This is a genomic window from Dermacoccus sp. Ellin185 (assembly GCF_000152185.1).
GTDB lineage: Bacteria > Actinomycetota > Actinomycetes > Actinomycetales > Dermatophilaceae > Dermacoccus > Dermacoccus nishinomiyaensis.
This window is the reverse complement of record NZ_AEIQ01000045.1, coordinates 77,673-98,808: the sequence shown is the minus strand read 5'-3', so window position 1 is coordinate 98,808 and position 21,136 is coordinate 77,673. Positions and strand designations below refer to the sequence as shown.

Annotated in this window: 21 protein-coding genes and 1 other RNA gene; 13 read left to right on the top strand and 9 right to left on the bottom strand. The window is 69.9% G+C overall.

The features are described from left to right. The first annotated feature begins 71 nt into the window (after positions 1 to 71). On the top strand, positions 72 to 908 hold the full coding sequence (gene panB, locus HMPREF0321_RS03755) for a 3-methyl-2-oxobutanoate hydroxymethyltransferase (RefSeq protein WP_050786456.1): 837 nt from the start codon (positions 72 to 74) through the stop codon (positions 906 to 908). 45 nt (positions 909 to 953) lie between these two features. Here panB and HMPREF0321_RS03750 read toward each other — a convergent pair whose 3' ends face one another. Together HMPREF0321_RS03750 and HMPREF0321_RS03745 are read right to left on the bottom strand one after the other, a co-directional pair. Then, entirely contained in the window at positions 954 to 2,216 is a 1,263-nt protein-coding gene (locus tag HMPREF0321_RS03750) for an MFS transporter (protein ID WP_006944312.1), read from the bottom strand. Between the two features lie 193 nt (positions 2,217 to 2,409). Continuing rightward, positions 2,410 to 2,589, bottom strand: a complete 180-nt coding sequence (locus HMPREF0321_RS03745) for a hypothetical protein (RefSeq protein ID WP_006944217.1) — start codon at positions 2,587 to 2,589, stop codon at positions 2,410 to 2,412. Between the two features lie 81 nt (positions 2,590 to 2,670). On the opposite strand from HMPREF0321_RS03745, the gene map reads away from it, so the two are divergent. The 8 genes from map (at position 2,671) to HMPREF0321_RS03705 (ending at position 8,518) form a co-directional block, all read left to right on the top strand. Next, positions 2,671 to 3,558 (top strand): type I methionyl aminopeptidase, encoded by an 888-nt coding sequence (map, locus tag HMPREF0321_RS03740; protein WP_006944215.1) that lies wholly within the window; start codon positions 2,671 to 2,673, stop codon positions 3,556 to 3,558. Positions 3,559 to 3,701: 143 nt separating this feature from the next. Next, the gene (gene ppgK, locus HMPREF0321_RS03735; RefSeq protein WP_006944296.1) at positions 3,702 to 4,466 is read left to right on the top strand and encodes a polyphosphate--glucose phosphotransferase; all 765 of its coding nucleotides are present in this window, start codon (positions 3,702 to 3,704) and stop codon (positions 4,464 to 4,466) included. Positions 4,467 to 4,933: 467 nt separating this feature from the next. Then, positions 4,934 to 5,545 carry an Lrp/AsnC family transcriptional regulator gene (locus HMPREF0321_RS03730; RefSeq protein ID WP_006944270.1) on the top strand — a complete coding sequence of 204 codons (612 nt, stop codon included), beginning with the start codon at positions 4,934 to 4,936 and terminating at the stop codon, positions 5,543 to 5,545. Positions 5,546 to 5,755: 210 nt separating this feature from the next. Continuing rightward, on the top strand, positions 5,756 to 6,484 hold the full coding sequence (locus HMPREF0321_RS03725) for a 4a-hydroxytetrahydrobiopterin dehydratase (RefSeq protein WP_006944193.1): 729 nt from the start codon (positions 5,756 to 5,758) through the stop codon (positions 6,482 to 6,484). A 115-nt stretch (positions 6,485 to 6,599) separates the two neighbouring features. Then, positions 6,600 to 7,085, top strand: coding sequence for a bifunctional 2-polyprenyl-6-hydroxyphenol methylase/3-demethylubiquinol 3-O-methyltransferase UbiG (locus HMPREF0321_RS14660; RefSeq protein ID WP_083603942.1), 486 nt, complete (start codon positions 6,600 to 6,602; stop codon positions 7,083 to 7,085). Then, positions 7,082 to 7,273, top strand: coding sequence for a hypothetical protein (locus HMPREF0321_RS03715; RefSeq protein WP_006944248.1), 192 nt, complete (start codon positions 7,082 to 7,084; stop codon positions 7,271 to 7,273). Before HMPREF0321_RS14660 ends, HMPREF0321_RS03715 begins: the two co-directional genes overlap by 4 nt. A 278-nt stretch (positions 7,274 to 7,551) precedes the next feature. Next, positions 7,552 to 8,031, top strand: a complete 480-nt coding sequence (locus HMPREF0321_RS03710) for a hypothetical protein (protein ID WP_006944328.1) — start codon at positions 7,552 to 7,554, stop codon at positions 8,029 to 8,031. 7 nt (positions 8,032 to 8,038) lie between these two features. Further along, positions 8,039 to 8,518, top strand: coding sequence for a hypothetical protein (locus HMPREF0321_RS03705; RefSeq protein WP_038568605.1), 480 nt, complete (start codon positions 8,039 to 8,041; stop codon positions 8,516 to 8,518). Positions 8,519 to 9,027: 509 nt separating this feature from the next. On the opposite strand, the gene HMPREF0321_RS03700 is transcribed toward HMPREF0321_RS03705, so the two are convergent. Together HMPREF0321_RS03700 and HMPREF0321_RS03695 are read right to left on the bottom strand one after the other, a co-directional pair. Next, positions 9,028 to 10,221, bottom strand: a complete 1,194-nt coding sequence (locus HMPREF0321_RS03700) for a peptidoglycan bridge formation glycyltransferase FemA/FemB family protein (RefSeq protein WP_040014395.1) — start codon at positions 10,219 to 10,221, stop codon at positions 9,028 to 9,030. A gap of 284 nt (positions 10,222 to 10,505) precedes the next feature. Further along, positions 10,506 to 11,162, bottom strand: a complete 657-nt coding sequence (locus HMPREF0321_RS03695) for an MBL fold metallo-hydrolase (protein ID WP_006944258.1) — start codon at positions 11,160 to 11,162, stop codon at positions 10,506 to 10,508. A gap of 187 nt (positions 11,163 to 11,349) precedes the next feature. Here HMPREF0321_RS03695 and HMPREF0321_RS03690 point away from each other — a divergent pair, with 187 nt between their 5' ends. After that, positions 11,350 to 12,810, top strand: coding sequence for a GuaB1 family IMP dehydrogenase-related protein (locus tag HMPREF0321_RS03690; protein WP_006944164.1), 1,461 nt, complete (start codon positions 11,350 to 11,352; stop codon positions 12,808 to 12,810). 54 nt (positions 12,811 to 12,864) lie between these two features. Here the strand turns inward: HMPREF0321_RS03690 and HMPREF0321_RS03685 are convergent, their stop codons facing one another. After that, positions 12,865 to 14,109 carry an MFS transporter gene (locus HMPREF0321_RS03685; RefSeq protein WP_006944282.1) on the bottom strand — a complete coding sequence of 415 codons (1,245 nt, stop codon included), beginning with the start codon at positions 14,107 to 14,109 and terminating at the stop codon, positions 12,865 to 12,867. A gap of 96 nt (positions 14,110 to 14,205) precedes the next feature. Between HMPREF0321_RS03685 and HMPREF0321_RS16355 the strand changes: the two genes are divergently transcribed. Then, complete coding sequence (locus tag HMPREF0321_RS16355; RefSeq protein ID WP_006944181.1) at positions 14,206 to 14,343, top strand: hypothetical protein; 138 nt, start codon at positions 14,206 to 14,208, stop codon at positions 14,341 to 14,343. 92 nt (positions 14,344 to 14,435) lie between these two features. Here HMPREF0321_RS16355 and rnpB read toward each other — a convergent pair. Both rnpB and HMPREF0321_RS03680 read right to left on the bottom strand, forming a co-directional pair. Beyond that, positions 14,436 to 14,806: RNase P RNA component class A (rnpB, locus tag HMPREF0321_RS14670), an RNA gene on the bottom strand. Positions 14,807 to 14,954: 148 nt separating this feature from the next. Next, complete coding sequence (locus HMPREF0321_RS03680) at positions 14,955 to 16,436, bottom strand: RNB domain-containing ribonuclease (protein ID WP_006944174.1); 1,482 nt, start codon at positions 16,434 to 16,436, stop codon at positions 14,955 to 14,957. A gap of 137 nt (positions 16,437 to 16,573) precedes the next feature. Here HMPREF0321_RS03680 and HMPREF0321_RS03675 point away from each other — a divergent pair, with 137 nt between their 5' ends. Next, a complete protein-coding gene (locus HMPREF0321_RS03675; protein ID WP_040014418.1) occupies positions 16,574 to 17,320 on the top strand; it encodes a YaaA family protein in 747 nt (248 codons plus the stop codon). Between the two features lie 36 nt (positions 17,321 to 17,356). Continuing rightward, positions 17,357 to 18,475 (top strand): SLC13 family permease, encoded by a 1,119-nt coding sequence (locus HMPREF0321_RS03670; protein ID WP_006944251.1) that lies wholly within the window; start codon positions 17,357 to 17,359, stop codon positions 18,473 to 18,475. 67 nt (positions 18,476 to 18,542) lie between these two features. Here HMPREF0321_RS03670 and HMPREF0321_RS03665 read toward each other — a convergent pair whose 3' ends face one another. Continuing rightward, positions 18,543 to 19,742: an O-succinylhomoserine sulfhydrylase gene (locus HMPREF0321_RS03665; protein WP_006944272.1), complete on the bottom strand. Its 1,200-nt coding sequence runs from the start codon at positions 19,740 to 19,742 to the stop codon at positions 18,543 to 18,545. 127 nt (positions 19,743 to 19,869) lie between these two features. After that, complete coding sequence (locus HMPREF0321_RS03660; protein ID WP_006944214.1) at positions 19,870 to 21,114, bottom strand: bifunctional RNase H/acid phosphatase; 1,245 nt, start codon at positions 21,112 to 21,114, stop codon at positions 19,870 to 19,872. Between the last annotated feature and the right edge of the window lie 22 nt (positions 21,115 to 21,136).

The window sequence follows — 21,136 nt, the reverse complement described above, 5'->3', positions numbered from 1 at the left end:
AGGGTGCTATCACGATCCGCCCCCGCCAGCGGATGGGAACGGCTCCAACGGCTGCTGATTACGCTGGAGCCATGAGTGAAGAGGCCGCCCCGTACCGCACCGCCGAACGCAAGCGCATCCGCACCGTCACGCTGCAGCAGTTGAAGGAGCGCGGTGAGCGTTTCTCGATGCTCACCTCCTACGACATGTACACGGCCGAGATCTTCGACGAGGCCGGCATCGAGACGCTCCTCGTCGGCGACTCGGCGGGCAACAACGTGCTCGGTTACGACACGACGCTGCCCGTCACCCTCGACGAACTCATCCCCCTCGTGCGTGCCGTCAGCGGCGCTGCGCAGCACGCCCTCGTCGTCGCGGATCTGCCGTTCGGCAGCTACCAGGAATCGCCGCAGCAGGCGTTCGCGAGCGCCGCGCGACTCATGAAGGAAGGGCGCGCTCACGCGGTCAAGCTCGAGGGCGGGGCGCACATGGCGCCCACCGTCGAGCATCTCGTGCGCGGCGGCATCCCCGTCATCGCGCACATCGGGTTCACGCCGCAGAGCGAGCACACGCTCGGCGGGTACCGAGTCCAGGGCCGCGGCGACGACGCCGAGCGCATGGTCGCCGAGGCGCGGGCGCTGCAGGACGCGGGGGCTTTCTGCGTGCTCATGGAGATGGTGCCGGCGCCCGTCGCGCAGCAGGTGACGGACGCGCTGCGCGTGCCGACGATCGGCATCGGCGCCGGCGCCGGATGCGACGGTCAGGTGCTCGTGTGGACCGACTTCGCCGGCCTGCGTGACGGCCGCTATCCGCGCTTCGCCAAGAAGTTCGCCGACGTGCGCAGCGTGCTGCTCGACGCGGCGCGCACCTACCGCGAAGACGTCGCCTCCGGCACGTTCCCGGCGCCCGAGCACAGCTTCGAGAGCTGACGCCCGCGCTCGTCGTTCGCGCGGGACGCGAGAGGATCGGGTATGTCAGCGCTGGTGTGAGGGTGCTGAGTCGGCGGCGTCAGGTTCGGGCCGGGCGGCACCCCATCCGGCGCGCATGAGCTTGGCGGGCCAGTAGGCGAGCATCGCGGCGGCGAGGACGCCGAAGATCGCGTTCACGACGACGGCGGCGCTCAGGCCGGCCAGCGCCGTCATGCCGGACAGGGCGAGCGGCCCGATCGTCGAACCGGTGTCACTGAGCTGGCGCCACAGGCCGAGGAACGGCGCGCGTCCGACGTCGGGCGAGAAGTCGGCGCCGAGCGTCATCACCATGCCAGAGCCGATGCCGTTGCCGAACCCGAGCGCGCAGCTCGCGGCGAGCACCGCGGCGAAGGTGTGGGCGAACGGCAGCGCGACGAGGGCTGCGGCCATGATGAGCATCGACGGTACGGCGACGGCGGCGCGCCCCCGCACGTCCATGACCTTGCCGGCCGGGTAGAACACGAGCATGTCGATGCCGCCCGCGATCCCGTAGATGGCGCTCGTCGACTGCTCGTCGAGGCCGATGTGCGTGCACCACAGCGGGATGACGACCTGCCGTGTCGCGCGCACGGCCGACACGAGCAGGACGCCGAGCCCGGCCGTCAGCAGCACGCGCGCGAACGAGCGTGCGACGGTGCGGGTGGAGACCCGTTCGACGGGCCCGGTTCCGGCCCGCTCGACATCCTCCATGAGCAGCGCGCACCACGTCGCGAGCGCGAGGAAGACGATGGCGAGGACGAAGACGGAACGCCCGCCGAACACTCCGATGAGGGCGGCGCCGACGAGGGGGCCGACGAACATGCCGATGCGACCCACGCCGCCGAGCAGCGACAACGCGCGCGCCCGGTGCGTGGGCGGGACGGCCTCCGTCAGGTACTTCTGGCGCGCGAGCATGTAGACCGACGACGCCATGCCGATGATGACGACACCGAGCATGAGCGCGACGAGGCTCGGCGCGAGGCACAGCAGGCATCCCGCGGCCGTGACGACGCCCGCGAGCACGAGCGCGCGACGTTCGCCGAGGCGCTGCGTGATGAGTGAGGCGGGGATGTTCGACACGAGCGAGCCGAGCCCGATGAGCATCGCGACGAAAGCCGCGAGCGCCACCGACGCGCCGCGCGCCACGGCCGTCGAGGGGATGACGGGCAGGATGGCGCCCTCAGCGGCACCGAACAGCAGCGTCGGGCCATAGGCGGGGATCGCGAGCCGCCGCAGATCGAACCCGAGCTCGCTCACCTGTGCTCCCCTTCTTCGCACCCGTCGTTGCATTGCGATGCTATGCGTCGATGGCGTGGGGCGCGTCAGCGTCTCACGTGGGGCTCATGGGCGGCCCTACCCGGCAGGCAACGGTGACATTCCTGGCCAGATGCGCGCGTCGGATCAGCCGCATCACGCCGCGCCAGATCATGACGACGGGCCGCATCCCTCGTGGGATGCGGCCCGTCGCGCGTGGATGGGTGCGTCAGTCGTCGCCGTTGAAACGACGCTCTTCAGCGTCCCACTCCTCGCTGCGCTTGTGCGCGGATTCGATGGCGTCGCGCGCCGCGGCCTCGGTGGCGTAGGGGCCGAGCATGTCGCTCTTGGCGTTGGTCTCCTCCCCCTGCTCCACGGCACCGGTGTTGACGTTGTACCAGTAGGCCATGACGGCTCACCTCCTCGCGCCTGCGGGCGCGTCTTGTGCGGGCGCCGAGCCCTGTCGGACCCGGCCTCTAGACTCAACCCTATGACGACGACGCGCTCCACGACCACGTCCGGCCGCACGATCACCGCGGGCACGATCAGCCCGCGCCGCAGCGTGCCTCAGAAGATCGCCCGCCCCGAGTACGTCGGGCGCGACGAGGCGCGCGAGGGCTTCGAGTCGTACGTCAAGGACGCGGAGACGATCGAACGCCTGCGCGTCGCCGGGCGCATCGCCGCGGGCGCGATGGAGGAGGCGGGCAAGGCCGTCGCCCCCGGTGTCACGACCGACGAGCTCGACCGCATCGCCCACGAGTACATGCTCGACCACGGCGCCTACCCCTCGACGCTCGACTACCTCGGCTTCCCGAAGTCGCTGTGCACGAGCGTCAACGAGGTCATCTGCCACGGCATCCCCGACTCGACGGTGCTCGAGGACGGCGACATCGTGAAGCTCGACGTCACGGCCTACAAGGACGGCGTGCACGGCGACAACTGCGCGACATACCTGTGCGGCGACGTCGACGACGAGTCGCGCCTGCTCGTCGAACGCACGAAGGAGGCGATGATGCGCGGCATCCGCGCCGCGAAGCCGGGGCGGCAGGTCAACATCATCGGCCGTGTCATCGAGCAGTACGCGAAGCGGTTCGGCTACGGCGTCGTGCGTGACTACACGGGCCACGGCATCGGCACCGAGTTCCACAACGGCCTCATCATCCCGCATTACGACGCGGCGCCCCACTACGACGACGTCATCGAGGTGGGCATGGTCTTCACGGTCGAGCCCATGCTCAACCTGGGTTCGGGCGAGTCGGCCCCGACATGGGACGACGGCTGGACGGTCGTGACGGCCGACGGCTCGCGTTCGGCGCAGTTCGAGAACACCCTCGTCATCACCGAGACGGGCCCGCAGATCCTCACCAGCGTCGACTGACGTTGCCGCAGGCCCAGCGCCTGCGCACGAGGGCTGACGGGCCGCGCGGTTAGGCTGTCGACGAGTTCGTCGCCGCACGCGAGATGTCGGTGGCCCCGTCCCGTGCAGTGCGATTCCCCTGCAGTTGATCAAGGAGCCCGAGCATGACCCGCACGTCCTATCCCCTCGGCATCGACGTCGGCGGAACCGGCATCAAGGGTGCCCCCGTCGACCTCGACAAGGGCGCGTTCGCTTCGGAGCGCATCCGTTTCGAGACGCCCGCGGGTGCCTCGCCTGACGCTGTCGCGGACGTCATCGCCCAGATCGTCGAGCACTTCGCCGACATGATCGGCGACGAACCGATCGGCGTGACGATTCCCGGCGTCGTGCAGCACGGCGTCGTGCGTACGGCCGCGAACATCGACAAGGCGTGGATCGGGACGAACGCCGAAGAGCTCATCTCGGCGCATATCGGGCGCGACGTGCTCGTGGTCAACGACGCCGACGCGGCCGGCATTGCAGAGAACTTCTACGGCGCGGCGAAGGACACGGACGGGCTCGTGCTCGTCACGACGCTCGGCACCGGCATCGGCACCGCCGTCATCAACGACGGTGTGCTCGTACCGAACTCTGAGCTCGGCCACATCGAGGTCGAGGGCCACGACGCCGAGACGCGGGCCGCTCACTCGGCGAAGGAGCGCGAGGAACTGTCGTACGGCAAGTGGGCCAAGCGACTCACGAAGTACTACACCTCGCTGGAGAACCTGCTGTGGCCCGACCTGTTCGTCGTCGGCGGTGGCGTGTCGAAGAAGGCCGAGAAGTTCCTGCCACTGCTCGACATCCGCACGCCCATCGTGCCCGCCAAGCTCGAGAACGCCGCCGGCATCGTCGGCGCAGCGCGCCTCGCGCACGATCGGCACGTGAAGTAGCGGCCACTGCTCGGCCGTCACCTGCGACCAGGCGCGCCCGAGAACTCGCCCGATGACGACGAGGCCGGCTTCCCGCAGTGTGCGGGAGCCGGCCTCGGTCGCTTCGTGGCGTGCTCACCCAGGGTGGTGGTGCGCGGCTGTTCGGGCCGTGGTGGGGCTCCGAGTCACCTGCCGGTTCGCGCACTCGGGGTGGTGAGCGCGTCGAACGCGATGCCTCAACTCTTGCAATGTCGATCATGCTGCGCAACACCCACGGCCTTGATTGGTCACTATGATCAAGGTGGCGGGGCGTCATGCGTCGTTGCTTGGCCACGACGCCCAGGTCAGCAGGCACCGGGCCCTTCCGGCGTCAGGCTCGGGTGGACGTGAACTGCTCGTGCGACCTGCGCGGGGCAGCGCACTGGACTGTGCTTCAGGCCATGGATGCGGTGCGCTGAGCACGCGTCACGACTGGAACGAGGATGATCATGGATCGACGCTCCCACGCCCGACGCGGCGCAGCTCGACAAACAGACACGGGGCCACGCACGGCGACGACGTCCGCGACCGCGACGTCATCTGGGTCGCCGCGCCCGACCTCACCGCCGCAGCTCGACGAGACGGATCGGCTGCTCCTGCTCGCTCTCGACGAGGACCCGCGTATGACGACGATGGCGCTCGCGCAGCGTTGCGGCCTGGCGCGCGGCACGGTGCACGCGCGGCTGGAGCGGTTTCGCGAGCGCGGCATCCTGCGACTCAACAGTGCGCGCGTCGACCCGGCGACGCTCGGACGGCCCATGAGCGCGATGGTGGCGGTCGAGCTGGATCAGCACGACATCTCGGGCGCGATCGACGGGTTGGCGCAAATCCCCGAGGTGCTCGAGTGCTTCGCGCCGGCCGGCGAGACGGACCTGCTCGTGCGCGTCGTCGCGCGCGACCCTGACGACCTCTATCGCGTCAGCGAGGAGATCCGCCTGTGCCCCGGCGTCACCCGAACCCGCACGAGCGTCTACCTGCGCCGCGTCATCCCCTACCGTATCGACCCGCTGTTGCGCGAAGGCATCGACGAACCGACGTCTGCGCGCGACCGGCGGGGGTGAGGCGGCGGGACGGGGCGACGACGTCGTGGGTGCGTGAGGCGCATCGCGGGGTGGAACCGAGCCACGTGCTCGAGGAGCTGCTGGCAGTTCCGGCGCTCAAGCGTGGGAGCCGACGCTGCACCTCACGCAGTCGCCCGCGGTGCTGGGCACCGCGGAACCGAGGCGACCGACACGCTCCCAGCACGGGCGCGGGTGTGGTCGACTGGAGCCATGAGCGACGACATGACGCAGCGTCCCGGTGGGCGGCCCGATCCGATGCGCACCCTGACGGCGGCGGAGGTGGCCGCGCAGACCCCGGCCGGGTGGGCGCAGATCATGGGGTCACTGCGGGCGCGCTACCGCACTGGCGACTTCGCGACGGGGTTGCGGCTCGTGAACCTCATCGGCGAGTCGGCGGAACGGTGGGATCACCATCCCGACGTCACCCTGACGTACGCGGACGTCATCGTCAGCCTCGTCAGCCATGACGTCCGCGGCATCACGAGCCGCGATCTACGGATGGCGAGGTTGAGCGCCGAGCACGCGGCGCACCTGGGCCTCGAACCGGACGTGGCCGGTCTCACCCAGATCGATCCGGGGCTCGACACTGCACACGCGGACGAGGTCGCTCCGTTCTACTCGGCGCTCTTCGCTGCGCCGCTGCGTGACGGTGAGCCCGTCGACCCGAGCGGCCAGACGCCGACGGTGTGGTGGCAGGCCCCGGATGATGCGGACTCCCCCGATGGCGATGCGGCCGACGATTCCCAGCTCCCGCCGGCGGATCACGAGCAGCGTTGGCACTTCGACGTCTGGGTGGCGGCGGAGGCCGCCGAGCAGCGGCTGGCAGCCGTTCTCGATGCCGGCGGCCGCCTCGTCAGCGACGCCCACGCCCCGTCGTTCTGGGTCGTCGAGGACGCCGACGGCAACCGTCACTGCATCTGCACGCCCGCCGGGCGATGAGGGACTGGGCCGACGTCGCGGAGGGCTACCGCCGATCGTTTGCACGGGCTTGCGCGGGCGCCACCGGGCCGCTCCTGGCCGCAACGAATGACCAGCGCGGCCACAGCGACGACGTCTGCGCCATCTCGACGTCGGGTGCGGCGACGGTCGCTTGGCCGCTGCCGCGTCAGAGAACGGTCGTGCGGTCGTCGCGTGCGACGCGGACGCGACGATGTGCGAACTCACCCGCTCTTCGGCACCCCACGTGGCCACTCTGAAAGCAGCGCTGCCTGAACTCCCTTTCTGCTCCGGCAGCTTCGACATCGTGACGGCCAATTTCGTCATCAATCACGTCGAGGCGCCGTGCGCGTCGATGCGCGAGCTGTCCCGCGTCTGCCGTCGTGACGGGATCGTGGCGGCGACGATCTGGCCCGCCGGTGGCGCAGGATTCGGCCCCTTGCTCCGCGAGGTGCTCTCCTGCCCCGATCTGACGCCGCTGCCTGACCAGTCCCTACCTGCCTATCAGGACTTCGAGCGAACCCGCCGGGGCCTCGGTTCCCTCTTCGCCGCGGCGGGCTCGACGATGTCCGATCCACCGACATCAGCTGGACGTGGACGGTGACGCCCGAGGACCTGTGGGCGGGCATCACGGCCGGCGTGGCGACGCCGGGCATGACGTACCTTGCTCAATCAGCCGAGGTGAGGGCCCGGATGCGGGAGCTCTTCTTCGAGACGGCCCGCACGATGTGTGCCGAGGGGACGCTGACCTTCGATGCTCGCGCCGTGCTGGCGACCGGGCGCATTTCGTGAACCTCCGGTGGGCCTGACCGTGCGATGACGCGTGGCGTTTCCTCGGCGCAATAGGGTCGGCGGCAGGACGGGCCACCCCGTGACCGACAGCGGACGTTGACTCAGTCATAGGCACGCTGCGCTCGGCATTGCTGGGGTCGCTGCACGGCACCATGGCTGGCGAGGGGCAGCCGATCCGCTGGGGGTTTCTCGCAAAGGTACGGACCAGCCCGGCTTCGACCGGTCAACCCGGCGTGCAACAATCTTCCGCCATTCGAACATATGTGCGATAATGCAGCATGGACAGCATCGTGCGGGAGAGCCTCGAGGCGCTCACCTGCCTGCCCGGCGACGAACTCGTCGAGACATGGCAGGCACTGACGCGCGTGGCGGCAGACCGGGCGCTCGCGAGCGGTTCCGCGCTGACGTCCGATGCGGACGACGGCGTGACCCTCGACGACCAGTGCGCAACCCTCGCGGCGACCCGCCGCGACCTCGAGCGAGCGGTAGAGGCGGCGCGCATGGTCACCCGGATGGCGCAGACCGTCGTCGACCTCACCGCACATGCTCATCACGACACGGTGCGGGCTCAGGATCATCTTGAGTTCGAACGCTTCGCACGTGCTGACGAGTCGTACCCGCTCGGGCCAGGCGAGTTCGCCCCCGCCCACCTCGCTGCGGTGCTCGGGATGCAACCCGGTACGGTCGCGGCGATGTCCGATGACGTCGCCGCACTACGCAGCCGCACCCGCGGTCGCTCGAGCAGCTGCACACGCTGACGCGCGCATGCCTGCGGTGCGCGCCATCCTGCACGAGCTGCAGCACCTCGAGCCCGAGGTCGCGTCCGGCATCGAGGCCGACCTGACGAAGGCCGGCGCCCACCGCCTCGGAGCCGACGCGGCACATGCGCGGGCGCTCACCCTGCTCCACCGGCAGGGTCTCGCGAAACCGCGCGACCCTGATGAGACCGCCCGTGAACACGCCGTCTGGTTCACTCCGCACCTCGATTTCGACGCGTTGACGCAACTGCACGTCACCCTCGACACGGGCGACGCGGTGGCGCTCGACGCCGTCATCGAGGAACGCGCGCGGTCGTTGCGCGAGAACAGCCCGCCCGGAGCGGCTCCCCCGGCCGGATCGCTGCGCGTCAAGGCGCTTCTCGACCTCGCACTGGAGAACAGCCGCGTCAGCACGACACTCCACCTGTGGCTCACCTACCCGGGCTGTCACATCGAAAAGGCCGCGCCGCGCTTCCACGCGGCATAGTGGGCCGCGGAAATCACGCGCGCGAGGCTTCGCCGCTTCCCGCATCGTGGCGGACGGCCTCGCGAAATCAGCGGCAACGCCCGGCAGGCGATCTTGAGGCTTCTGGGCAGCCGATGGCGACGTCGCCGTTCGGCCTCGAGGTGGGTCGAGCGGAAGCGACGTGGCAGGGCACACGAGTCGACAAGTCGCTCGGTGGCAACCGCCGTCGTACGCGCCGAGGAAGTCAGTCAGCCAATGCCGGTTGCCGTGATGACGATCGCCGGCAGGCGCCGAATCAGTGAACTGAGCCGAACGAGCGCTCCTCGCCGTCCGACGCGAGGGTCAGCCAGCTGGCCCCCGCCGCGGCCAGCCCCGACGACCGGCAAGGAGCGGCGGCGTTCGGCCGCGCAGGACAAGGCATGCGCAGAACAGGCAGTCGACCGCCGCGCAAACTCCGGCTCGCCACACGTCGAATAACCGACGACCCGCCCGATGGGACATCAGGCGGGTCGTCGCGGGTCAGGTCGGCGTCAGTCGAGGCGGTGCCACGCTGCGTCAGCGCGCTTGGCGCGAACGTCAGATGCCTTGGAGCGGGCGCCCGCTGCGGCGCCGACGAGCGTCCCCTTCGGGTCGTTCTTGAGCGACACAGCCGTCTTCTTCGCCGCGGGCACGCCGCGCTTGAGCGTCGAGCGCACCACGGGCAGGGCCGTCGCGAAAACGGGGAACATCGGCGAGAGCGACTTGTCGTACGTGCCGACGAGCATGTCCTCGTGCTTGGCGAACTGGCGCTTGAAGTCGCTGATGCCGTCATTGAGGAGCCCGTTGAAGTCATAACGTTCGACGCCCTGCGCCTTGACGTGCGTCATCGCCCAGAACTTGAGGCCATAGTTGAGGCGCAGCTTCATGCCACGCGGGCTGACGCCGCCGTACAGCTCGAACGCGGTCTTGCCGGAGACCACGAGCCACACGAACGCGACGACCTCGTCGCCCTCCCACGCCGCGATGAGCTGCGAGGCGGGGCCCATGAAGTCGCGGATCTGCTCGTGGTAGAGGTCGGAGTGGACTGCGAAGTTCGCGCGCTTCGCCGTCTCCTTGTTGATCGCGAGCACCTGATCGAGATCGGCCTGCTCGGTGACGAGACCGAACCGGACGTTCTCGGCCTTGAACGACTTGCGCACGTTCTGACGGGTGGAGCTGCTCAGCTCCTTCATGATCGTGTCCTCGTCACGAGTGACGTCGACGATCAGCGTGTGCGGGATGAGCCCCGTGTTGTCACTGCGCACGTACCCCGCAGCCTCGACGTCGGCGAGCCACCCGGACGTCGGCCGCGCGACGAGGGACGCGATCTCGTCGTCGGACGCGCCCTTCTCGAGCGGCGCGAACGGCGCCTCCCAGTCGGGCTCGATCGTCAGGCCGATCGGGCCGTGCGTGTTCTTGACGTGCTGCGCGAGCGCCGCGACGACACGCGCGCGGTCTGCCTCGGCGGCCTGCGGGCCACGCGGCACGTAGGCGAGCGACTTGAACGGGGCCGGCAGGCGGCGCAGCAACACCTGCGCCGAGCCGACGACGTCGTCACCGTCACGCACGACGACGCGGTCGGCCGACCACTCGTACTGCGACTTCAGCTCGCCCCAACCCCACAACTGCAGCGGGTGGCCGCCGGAGGAGTTGACGAGGGCATCCCACTCGTCGCGGTCGTGGCACGAAGTCACCGAGAGCGTCATGCGCCCAGGTTATCGGCAGGCGCCGACACCCCACAAAGCCCGACGCCCCAACCGCGACACGTCGCGTCGGCGGCCACGCCTGTCGGGCACTCGCCGGGGACTATCCCACCGAGCGGGCGCCGTCGGCTGCACTCTTGTGCGTCGACAGCCTGATCCCCCCGCCCAGCGCTGCCGGGAGCCCAGCTAGCGGCTCCCATTCATTCAGCACGTGTCCGCACACGGCGTCATTGGCAGCACTGAAGCGGCCTGCCGCCGATCGCACCACCCGCGTCATCCCGGGCGGGTCAAGCGGACAATTCGACGCTGTCGCCGACGGGCACATCGATGACGTCGACGCCGCCGTCGCGGCCGAAGTCGGCGACATGGTTCAGGAAGATGCCGCGCGCGGCGGGGGCGATGATCTGGTCGTGGATCGGCACGACGTGCTGCGGCGCGACGGCGCGGACGAAGGCAATGGTCTCCTTGACGGCCGACCACGGCGCGGCGAGCGGCACACACAGAAGATCGATGTTCTCGGGGCGCCCCTCGAGCGAGTCACCGGGATGGAAGACGCGCGGCTCACCCGGCGCGCTCACGACGATGCCTACGTTGCCGACGCGCGGGATGTAGGGGTGGATCTCGGCGTGCGTCGAACCGACGCCCTCGAGCGTGACGCCCGCGACGTCGTACGTCTCGCCGGCCTTCGTCGCGGTGGCCTCGACGCCCTTGTCCGCGAGCAACTGTGCCGTCTGCGGCTCGGCGAACCACACCGCATCAGGGTTCTCGGCCCGCAGGCTGTCGATGGCGTCGGGGTCGAGATGGTCGGCGTGCTGGTGCGTGACGACGATCGCGTCGACGCCCTTGACGTCGTCGAACGAGCTGAACGTGCCGGGGTCGAACAGCACGCGAACGCCGCCGGCGTCGAGTTCGATACAGGAGTGACCGTGATGCGTGAGCTTCATGCCTCAACCGTAGGCCCGCCGCCGCCCCCGCGTCTGCTCGGGACGGTCGCGGCGGGCCGTGTGGCCAGCTGCCGGCCCCACACGACGCCGGGCAGGCATCCGTTCGGGCATTCGGGCGAAGGCCGCCTCGAACAAGAAAGACCCCGCAATTCCGCGGTTGTCGGCGCGTCAGCCTAGGGTGAGTGACGTGGAACTCATCACCGGAAAAACGGCCTACGACCTCACGTACAACGACGTCTTCATGGTGCCGTCGCGCTCGCGCGTCACGAGCCGTCTCGATGTCGACCTCACGACGAACGACGGGGTCGGCACGACGATCCCGCTCGTCGTCGCAAACATGACGGCGATCTCGGGTCGCCGCATGGCCGAGACGGTCGCCCGGCGCGGCGCGGTCGCCGTCCTGCCGCAGGACATTCCGATCGCAGCCGTTCAGGAGACCATCCGGCAAGTGAAGGCGAGCCACCCGACCTACGAGACGCCGGTGACGATCGCGCCGGACGCCCCCGTCAGCGACGTGCTCGCGCTGCTCGGCAAACGCGCACACCGCGTCGCCGTCGTCATCGACGACGACCGCCGCCCCCTCGGCCTCGTGAGCGAGGCGCACTGCCTCGAGGTCGACCGCTTCAGCGTCATCGCCGACGTCATGACGCGCGACATCACGACCGTGGAATCCGGAGCCGACCTGCACGACACGTTCGACCTGCTCGAGCGTACGCACCGCGACATCGCCGTCGTCGTCGAGGCGGGCGGCGCCCTCGTCGGTGTCCTGACGAAACGCGGCATCCTGCGCTCCACGATCTACTCCCCCGCGCTCGACCCCGACGGCAAGCTGTCGATCGGCGTCGCCATCGGCATCAACGGTGACGTCGAGGGCAAGGCGACGACGATGCTCGAATCGGGTGCCGACGTCCTCGTCGTCGACACCGCCCACGGGCATCAGGAGAAGATGATCGACGCGCTCGGCGTCGTGCGGGCAGCCCGTGACGCTCACGAGACGTCCTCGGGGCGCCGCATCCCCATCGCGGCGGGCAACGTCGTCACTGCCGACGGTGCCCGTGACCTCGTCGAAGCGGGCGCCGATATCGTGAAGGTCGGCGTCGGGCCGGGAGCGATGTGCACGACCCGCATGATGACGGGTGTCGGGCGCCCGCAGTTCAGCGCGGTGCTCGAATGCGCAGCCGCCGCGCGCGAACTCGGCGCTCACGTCTGGGCTGACGGCGGCGTCAAGTATCCGCGTGACGTCGCGCTCGCCCTCGCGGCCGGGGGCGCGAGCGTCATGATCGGGTCGTGGTTCGCTGGCACCTGGGAGTCGCCCGGCGACCTCAACCGCGACGCCGACGGGCGCCTCTACAAGGAGTCGTTCGGCATGGCGTCGGCTCGTGCCGTGCGTGGCCGCACGTCATCGCAGGGTGCGTTCGAGCGTGCACGTTCGGCGCTGTTCGAGGAGGGCATCTCGTCCTCGCGCATGTACCTCGACCCGCAGCGGCCGGGTGTCGAAGACCTCATGGACTCGATCATCGCCGGCGTGCGCAGCTCGTTCACCTACGCGGGCGCAAAGACGATCGACGAGTTCCACGAACGTGCCCGCGTGGGTGTGCAGAGCGCCTCGGGCTACGACGAAGGGCGCCCGCGCCACACGAGTTGGTGACGGCGGAGCCTGCGCAGGCCGGCCTCACCCGGGCCGCATCGAGCACACGATGCGTCACCGGGATGGGGCGGGCTGGTCCGTCTGCGACGGTTCGAGGGTGAACTCGCGCATGCTGCGGATGAACAAGGGCACGACACTCGCGATGAGAAGGAAGCACGCGGCGACGGCAATGACCTGGCGGGCGCCGAACGTCTGGGCAAGGGGTGCGGCGAGCACCGAACCGAGCGGTAGCGCGACGAAGGACATGAGGATGTCCCAGGAATGCACGCGGCCCTGCAGCTCGCCGGGCACAGCCTGCTGAATGGCCGTCTCCCAATGCACGTCGTAGAAGAGCAGACCCGCGTATCCGACGGCGGCGAGCACCGCGATCGGCCACACCGAGTGAAAGACCGCGAAGCTGAAGGCCCACAACGGCATGAGCAGCAGCGGCGCCCACCCGCTGAAGAGCGGACGTCGCAGGTGGATGCGCGACCCGAGAGCTGCGCCGACAAACCCACCGAGCCCCTCGGCGGCGGCGACGATGCCGACGGCGTGGGCGCCACCCGCCTCTCTGGCGACGAGCAAGGGTGCCAGCACGAGGATCGCGCCGTTGCCGATGTGGTAGAAACCGGCCGCGAGCAAGCCGAAGAGCAGCCACGAGCGCGAGCGCACCGCGCGCCACCCGGCGACGAGTTGCTCGCCGAAGCTCTCATCCACTTCGGTGCCCTCGCCCGCTTCCGTGAGCTCGCTCGCCGTCGTGTCGACCTGACCCGCCCAGACGAGCACCGCCCCCAGGGAGACGACGAACGTCGCCGCGTTGACGGCGAAGCCGACTCCCGCGCCGGCGAACCCGACGACGGCTGCCCCGAGCACCGGGCCCAACATGAGCATGAGCTGACGCAGGCTCGTGATGGTCCCGTTCGTGCGCCGACGCGCCCCCGCCGGCACCACGGCGCGCCGCCACGTCATGAACGCAGGCCCGTAGAACGCACCGGCAGCCGCGGTGACGAAGGCGCATCCGACGATGACCGGCGTCGACCATGCGCCGGCCCAGAAGCAGCAGGCGAGGACGAGCCCGCACGCTGCGCGCACCGCGTCCGAGGCGGCCATGACGATGCGTGGCTGCACCCGATCCGCCCAGACCCCACCGAACAACGTGAACACGAGGCGTGCCACCGTCGTCGCGGTGATGGCCGCGGCCATCTGCCCGGCGCTACCGCCCGCCACGACGATCGCCACGGGCAATGCCACCACCTGGAAGGCATCACCCAGCCAGCTGAGCACCTGCCCGGTGAGCACGGCCGTCATGCGTGTCGTCATCGCGCCAGTATCGTCGATGTGGGACGGGCGGTGAAGCAAACGGGGCACCCCTGGGGGTGGGAGCGCCCCGTGCGCTCACCGTGTACTTTTCAGGCCATGAACGAACGTCCTCGCGTCCAGATCCGTCCCGTCGGGGGCCTGCCCGGGTGTCTCGGCATGATCCTGTTCTCGGTCATCGCCTCGATCGTGCTCACGCTGCTGCTCAACATGTGCAGCAGCGCGGCGACGCACTGACGGCCCCACGATCGCGACAGGCAGGAAGGCGCCACTCCTGCCGGATGGCGCCTTCCGGCCTGCTGTTGCGGGCTGGCGCCCGCGATGTTCGGGGGATGAGTCGGCCTATAAGCCGGGTTGTGTTCCGCGCGCCATTGCTGGCATCGCTTCGGCGATCATCCATCTAGGCCCTGCATTGCTGCAGGGCTCGAGCGATCTACCCACATGCTCAGCGGGCCGCTTCGACGCATGCTGTCTGATCTTGCTCCGGGTGGGGTTTACCGAGCCGCCCCAGTCGCCTGGGGCGCTGGTGGTCTCTTGCACCACCGTTTCACCCTTGCCGCGCTCATGAGCGTGGCGGTCTGTTCTCTGTGGCACTTTCCCGCGGGTCGCCCCGGGTGGCTGTTAGCCATCACCCTGCCCTGTGGAGCCCGGACTTTCCTCGGCGAGAGCGAACTCTCGACGCGACCGCCCGGCCGACTCATCCGCGCGCAAGCTTACCTTTGCCTGCGGGTGCCGACGCATCCGACCGGCCCATGACGGGCGACGACCCAGCTGCGTCACATGATGCCGCCCGAGTCGGTCACGCCTGACGCACCCAGCACGATGTGACGCAGCGAGGCGTCAGTACCTCACGCGAGGGCGAACGTCAGCTTCCCCGTCGCGATGTCGGCGCCCGTCAACGTCACCTCACACGCCTCACCGAGCGCAGGGGCCGCAGCGTCACCGACCTTCACCGTCGCGACAACGGCGTGGTCGACGAGCTGGATCGTCGGCTCGCCCTTGCCGTGGCCGTGGTCTCCGTCCTCGACGACGAACGCCGCGAACGTCTCCCCGACGTCGGACGACAGCGCGGCCGCCTCGACGCGGTCGACGCACGCGCGGTCGATCTTGCGCGCCAGCGAGTCGGTGCGCTTCATGATCTCGGGCAGCTCGACGAGCGCCTCGCGCGCCCAAGCCGGTACCTCGCGTCCGTTGGAGACGGCCTCGCAGATGACGAGCCCGAAGCGGTCGACGAGCCGCCGCAGCGGCGCAGTGACGTGCGCGTACGGCGCCGCGACGGCGGCCTGCTCGGTGATCTCGGGCGTCGCGATGGCCGGGTTGTCGCGGTCGAACGGCGTGTACGCGGCACCGCGGAACAGCCCGACGGCCTCGTGGACGAGCGCGAGATGGTGCGGGTCATCACGATCGAGGGAGCGCAGGAACGCGCCGTACGTCTGGTCCTCGGCCCATGCCACGCCTAGCGCTTTCGCCTGCAGGCGGAACCGCGCGACGTCGCGCTCGTCGGCCTTCGGCATAGTGCGCAGGATGCCGATGCCGGCGTCGAGCATCATCCGCGCCGCCACCATGCCCGTCATGAGGGAAATCTGCGCGTTCCAGTCCTCGCTCGGTACGGGTGGGCGGAAGTGCACCTCGTAGTCGCCGGGGCTCGGCTCGCTCACCTCCTGCTCGGGCATCGGCAGCGACGCGCCACCACGCTCGATCTCCAGCTGCGCGCGTAACTCACCGATCTGACGCAGCAGCGCGAAGCGCTCGTCGACGGCGCCGCCCGTCGCGCCCCCGCCATCGACATTCCCCTGCACCTGCGTGTAGTCGAGCCGTTCGACGCTGCGGACCTGCGCGCGGTACAAACTCGCCGACGTCACCTCGCCGCGTGCGTCGAGATGCATGTCCCACACGAACGCCGAGCAGATCTGCCCCTCGAGCAGGCTCGCCGCACCTTCACTGAGTTCCTCGGGGTGCAACGGAATCCGCATGTCGGGCATGTAGATCGTCTGCCCACGACGGCGCGTCTCGGCGTCGAGAGCGCCGCCGGGACGCACGTACAGCGGCACATCCGCGATGGCGTAGCGCACGTGGAAACCGTCGCCGTCACGCTCCAGGTGCATGGCCTGATCGAGGTCCATCGAACCGGCCGGGTCGATCGTGAAGAACGGCACGGACGTTTCGTCGCGCTCCGGTTTCTCGACGTGCGCGAGCGCGTCGAGAGCGTCGGCCACGGCGTCGGCCGGGTAGTCGGTGGCCAGCTCGTTCTCGGCGCGCAGGGCCTCGAACGAGCGCGCGAGCTCGCCGGAGGCGTCGGTGTTCTGCAGCAGGATGCGTGTGCTCGGCATGGCCCGAGCCTACGCGGCGAGCGCCTCGGCATGGCCCGTTCCACACCGGCACGCGACGCGGCTGCCCCCACCGCGCGCGAAAGCGAGCGACTCAGCGCCGGCGGGTGACCGAGCGCCTCGCCCACTACCCTGTGCCGGTGATCATCCTTCTGCCGCCGTCGGAGACCAAGGCGACGCGTGCCCGCGGGCGCGCCATGAACCTCGACTCGCTGAGCAACCCCGAACTGAACGACGCGCGCCGCAATGTCATCAACGCCCTGACGGCGGTGAGCGCTCGCCCCGACGCTGCGTCCGCCCTCGGCGTCTCCCCCAACCTCACCGACGACATCGCCCGCAACACGCGCCTGACGACGGCACCCGCCCTGCCCGCGTCGTCGCTCTACACCGGCGTGCTCTACGACGCGCTCGATCTCGCCTCGCTCACCGGGGCGGACAAGACACGTGCCGGGCGGCGCGTCGTCATCTCCTCCGCCCTCTACGGAGCCGTGCGTCTGCGCGACGCGGTCGCTCCCTACCGGCTGTCGATGGCCGTCAACCTGCCGGGCATCGGCCCGCTCGCGAGCTTCTGGAAGCCACTGCTCGACGCGCCCTTGACCGAGGCCGCCGGGCGCGGCCTCGTCATCGACTGTCGATCATCGACGTACGCCGCGTCGTGGGCGCCATCCGGCGACCTTGCGAAACGCTGGGTGCACATCCGGGTGCCCGGGGCGACTCACATGGCGAAGCACACGCGTGGCCTCGTCACGCGCGCCCTCGTCACCGACCCGCGTGACCCGCGCACGCCGGCAGCCCTCGCCGAGCAGCTCGCCGAGACGTTCGACGTCGCCCTCACCGCGCCCAAGAGCGCGACGAAACCGTGGATCCTCGACGCCACGGCCCGATGACGACTGCCCACACCAGGTGCACGACGCGGTGTTCTCATGCATGAAGCGCTCGACTTGCTCGCCCGGGTGCCGGGCGTTCTCGCGTTTCTTCTGGCGCTGACGATCGTCGCCGAATGCTGCTCCGCCGCAGGCGTCTTCGACGACCTGGCCCGGCGTCTCGTCACTGTGGGGCGCGGTCACGTGCCCGCGACGTGGCTGCTGTTCCTGCTCACCACCGGCGTCGTCACCGCCCTGCTCGGCCTCGACACGACTGCCGTGCTCATGACGAGCGCGGCCGTCGTCGTCGCGCGTCGACTGCGGGCGCCGGTCGCGATGTTCGCCTTCCCGACGCTGTGGCTCGCGAACATGGCCTCGCTGTGGCTGCCCGTCTCCAATCTCACCAACCTGCTGGCGCGCGGGCACCTGGACACCACGAGCAGCCTCGGCTTCCTCGCGCTGGCGTGGCCCGTCGCACTGACGACGACGCTCGTGCCGCTCCTGTGCGCCGCCGTCATCTGGCGCCCCGCATTCCGGCCATTCGACGGGCACGATCGCCCTGGGCGGCGGTCACCGTGCACCACGGCGCCCGATGACACATCGGCGTCAGCACCACTGCCGCAGCAAAGATCCGCGCGTCGAAGCGTCGCCGTCATCACCCTGCTCATGTGCGCGGCGATCCTCGTCGTCGAACCGTGGATGACGGCCGGCGTCGCGGCGCTGTGCTGCGTCCTCGCTCTCGCACTGCTCACCCCTGAGCGTCTCCGCGAGATCACCCTGCCGTGGCGCAGCCTGCTCATCACGACGGCCCTGTTCGTCGCCGTCGCGGTGCTGCATGGGTCCGGCGCGCTCGACCCGCTCGTCCGGACGCTCGACGACGCGCCCGCCTGGGCCCTCACGCTCAGTGGCGCGGGCCTCGCCAACGCGACGAACAACCTGCCCGCCTACCTCGCCCTCGAACCCGCCGCCCACGACGCGACGCGTGTGCTCGCCCTGCTCATCGGCGCCAACGTCGCAAGTGGGCTGACGTGGTGGGGGTCGGTGGCGACGCTGCTGTGGCGCGAGCGCCTGCGCCGCGAGGGCGTCACCGTGTCCTGGCGCCGTCACCTGCTGCTCACCGGATCGACGACGTTCATCACGACCGCCGCGGCTCTTGCCGTCCTCGCCCTGACGCGATGAGCTACTGGCCCGTAGCTGCTTGACCTGCTGGCCCCAAAAGCATGACGCATGGCGCCGGCGACCCCCGTCAGCCGAGAGCGACCTGCAGCGCCTGACGGACGTCGTCGACCAGATCACCCGCATCCTCGAGCCCGACCGACAGGCGCAGTGTGCCGTCCGTGATGCCGATCGCGGCCCGCGCGTCGGCACCCATCCGACGATGCGTCGTCGTCGCGGGGTGGGTGATCATCGACTTGGAATCGCCGAGATTGTTGGAGATGTCGACGATGCGCAGCGCGTTCATCAGGGCGAACGCCTCCGCCTTGTCACCGTCGATCTGGAACGTCACGACCGAGCCGCCACCGCTCATCTGACGTTTCGCGAGCTCGTGCTGCGGGTGCGAGACGAGGAACGGATGCACGACACGTGACACCTTCGGATGTGCCTCGAGCACCTCGGCCAGCGTCAGCGCTGTCGCCGCCTGCGCCTCGACGCGTAGCCGCAGCGTCTCCAGGCCCTTGAGCAGCACCCACGCGTTGAACGCCGACATCGTCGGGCCGGTGTGGCGCACGAGGTTCTGCACCGGCCCGTCGATGAACTCGCGCCTGCCGAGGATGGCGCCACCGAGCACGCGTCCCTGCCCGTCGATGTGCTTGGTCGCGGAGTAGACGACGACGTCGGCGCCGTGGTCGAGCGGCCGGCTGAACACAGGCGTGCCGAAGACGTTGTCGACGACGACCTGCGCCCCGGCCGCATGGGCGAGGTCGCTGACGGCGCGCATGTCGACGAGTTCCTGCATCGGGTTGCTCGGCGACTCGAAGAACACCGCCGTCGTCGGCTGCGACAGCGCCTGGCGCCACTGTTCGAGGTCAGGCCCGTCGACGAAGACCGTCTCGACGCCCCAGCGCGGCAGGATCTCGTCGAGGATGACGAAGCACGAGCCGAACAACCCGCGTGAGGCGACGACGCGGTCGCCCGCCCCCAGCAGCGCGGCCAGGGCCGTGAACACCGCCGACATGCCGGACGCCGTCGCCGTGCACGCCTCGGCTCCCTCGAGAGCGGCGAGCCGCTCCTGCAGCATCGCCGTTGTCGGGTTGCCGTATCGGCTGTAGACGAACCGGTCGCTCTCACCCGAGAACGCGGCCTCGGCGGCCTCGGCGGAGTCGTAGACGAACCCCGACGTCAGGTACAGCGCCTCCGCCGTCTCCTCGAAACCGCTGCGCGCGAGGCCGCTGCGCACCGCGAGGGTGTCGGGTCGCCAGTCTTCTTGCCCGCGCTGAATATCCATAACTGCAACTTATGGATCTTCGGCGCCGCTCGCCACACAGGATGGATGATCGTCCGCGCACCGGACGACCCGCCTTGGACGCCGGCGCACGCCCCTTGACGCCTGCATCGGAGGCTCTGAGGCTCTGTCAGCCCCGCAGGTGATGCGTGTCGTTCGTGAACGCGACCTGCGCGTTGCCGTCGCGCCACACCTCGATGCCGGTCAGCGACGCCGGGGCCGCCGCAACGCGCCACGCGCCGTCCATGCTCAGATCGAGCACCTTGGCGAGCACCGACATGATGACGATGCGGTGCGTCACGATGATGACGACACCGCCGCGTTCCACCGCCCGACCGAGGGCTGCAGCGACGCGCTCGTCGAGCTCGTCGCGCGTCTCGCCGCCCGGCGCGCGGTGAGTCGGTTCGTGACGCAGCTTCGACAGTCCCGCCGCGTCCTTGGCGCGGATCTCCTTGAACGACAACCCGTCCCACTCGCCGAAGGCCTGCTCGTCCCAGTCGGCGTCGACCCGCGGCGTCACCCCGAGACGTTCGGCGATCAGCGTGCCTGTCTCGACCCCACGGGCGAGCGACGACGTCACGACGTGCACGTCGCTGTCACCGACGAGCCCGTCGAGCGCGCCCGCGACGCGGCGTGCCTGATCGCGACCCTCGGTGCTGAGCGACGGGTCCGCGCCACCGCGACCGTCGAGCAGCCCCCTCGTCGTGAAGTCGGTGACGCCGTGGCGCACGAGGACGATGCGCGTCGGCCGTCCGAGATCCGCCGGCCCCCTCGGCTTCTCGTCGGGCTCAACGACGACCTCGCCGCCCACTTCGCCCCCACCGTTCGGGTCGCCCGCACCCGCGCCCGCGCTACTGGCGCCGTCCACGTCAGCACCAGCACCGTCAGTGCGCTCGCCACCACCACCCTGCGACGCGCGCTCGACGTCGTCACCCCATGTGTCGCGTCGCACGGTGACGCCGTCCATGCCGTCGTTGGACAGCTTGTCGGCGTCCTTGTTCTTGGCACGCGGGATCCACTCGTACGTGACGGCGCCGCCCGCGCTCGAGATCTCCGCCGCGAGCGCCTGGGCCTCGGCGGCGAGGCGTTTCATGTCCTCATGCTTGATCTTCCAGCGGCCCGACATCTGCTCGACGACGAGCTTCGAATCCATCCGCACCGTCACGGCAGCGCCCGGGGCATGATCGACGACGGCCCGCAGCCCCTCGATGAGGCCGGTGTACTCGGCGACGTTGTTCGACTCCTTGCCGAGCGGCGCGGCGCGTTCGGCGAGCAGCGCACCGGTGTCCGCGTCGCGCACGAGGCTGCCGTACCCGGCGACGCCGGGGTTGCCGCGCGAACCGCCGTCAGCTTCGACGATGAGACGTCGCGTCATGATGAATCTCCTTCGCCCACAG

What these genes read in the sequence shown, in the direction of transcription:
- panB (WP_050786456.1), top strand. Translation starts at nt 72, where the DNA reads ATGAGTGAAGAGGCCGCCCCGTACCGCACCGCCGAACGCAAGCGCATC.
- HMPREF0321_RS03750 (WP_006944312.1), bottom strand. Translation starts at nt 2,216, where the DNA reads ATGCAACGACGGGTGCGAAGAAGGGGAGCACAGGTGAGCGAGCTCGGG.
- HMPREF0321_RS03745 (WP_006944217.1), bottom strand. Translation starts at nt 2,589, where the DNA reads ATGGCCTACTGGTACAACGTCAACACCGGTGCCGTGGAGCAGGGGGAG.
- map (WP_006944215.1), top strand. Translation starts at nt 2,671, where the DNA reads ATGACGACGACGCGCTCCACGACCACGTCCGGCCGCACGATCACCGCG.
- ppgK (WP_006944296.1), top strand. Translation starts at nt 3,702, where the DNA reads ATGACCCGCACGTCCTATCCCCTCGGCATCGACGTCGGCGGAACCGGC.
- HMPREF0321_RS03730 (WP_006944270.1), top strand. Translation starts at nt 4,934, where the DNA reads ATGGATCGACGCTCCCACGCCCGACGCGGCGCAGCTCGACAAACAGAC.
- HMPREF0321_RS03725 (WP_006944193.1), top strand. Translation starts at nt 5,756, where the DNA reads ATGAGCGACGACATGACGCAGCGTCCCGGTGGGCGGCCCGATCCGATG.
- HMPREF0321_RS03710 (WP_006944328.1), top strand. Translation starts at nt 7,552, where the DNA reads ATGGACAGCATCGTGCGGGAGAGCCTCGAGGCGCTCACCTGCCTGCCC.
- HMPREF0321_RS03705 (WP_038568605.1), top strand. Translation starts at nt 8,039, where the DNA reads ATGCCTGCGGTGCGCGCCATCCTGCACGAGCTGCAGCACCTCGAGCCC.
- HMPREF0321_RS03700 (WP_040014395.1), bottom strand. Translation starts at nt 10,221, where the DNA reads ATGACGCTCTCGGTGACTTCGTGCCACGACCGCGACGAGTGGGATGCC.
- HMPREF0321_RS03695 (WP_006944258.1), bottom strand. Translation starts at nt 11,162, where the DNA reads ATGAAGCTCACGCATCACGGTCACTCCTGTATCGAACTCGACGCCGGC.
- HMPREF0321_RS03685 (WP_006944282.1), bottom strand. Translation starts at nt 14,109, where the DNA reads ATGACGACACGCATGACGGCCGTGCTCACCGGGCAGGTGCTCAGCTGG.
- HMPREF0321_RS16355 (WP_006944181.1), top strand. Translation starts at nt 14,206, where the DNA reads ATGAACGAACGTCCTCGCGTCCAGATCCGTCCCGTCGGGGGCCTGCCC.
- HMPREF0321_RS03680 (WP_006944174.1), bottom strand. Translation starts at nt 16,436, where the DNA reads ATGCCGAGCACACGCATCCTGCTGCAGAACACCGACGCCTCCGGCGAG.
- HMPREF0321_RS03670 (WP_006944251.1), top strand. Translation starts at nt 17,357, where the DNA reads ATGCATGAAGCGCTCGACTTGCTCGCCCGGGTGCCGGGCGTTCTCGCG.
- HMPREF0321_RS03665 (WP_006944272.1), bottom strand. Translation starts at nt 19,742, where the DNA reads ATGGATATTCAGCGCGGGCAAGAAGACTGGCGACCCGACACCCTCGCG.
- HMPREF0321_RS03660 (WP_006944214.1), bottom strand. Translation starts at nt 21,114, where the DNA reads ATGACGCGACGTCTCATCGTCGAAGCTGACGGCGGTTCGCGCGGCAAC.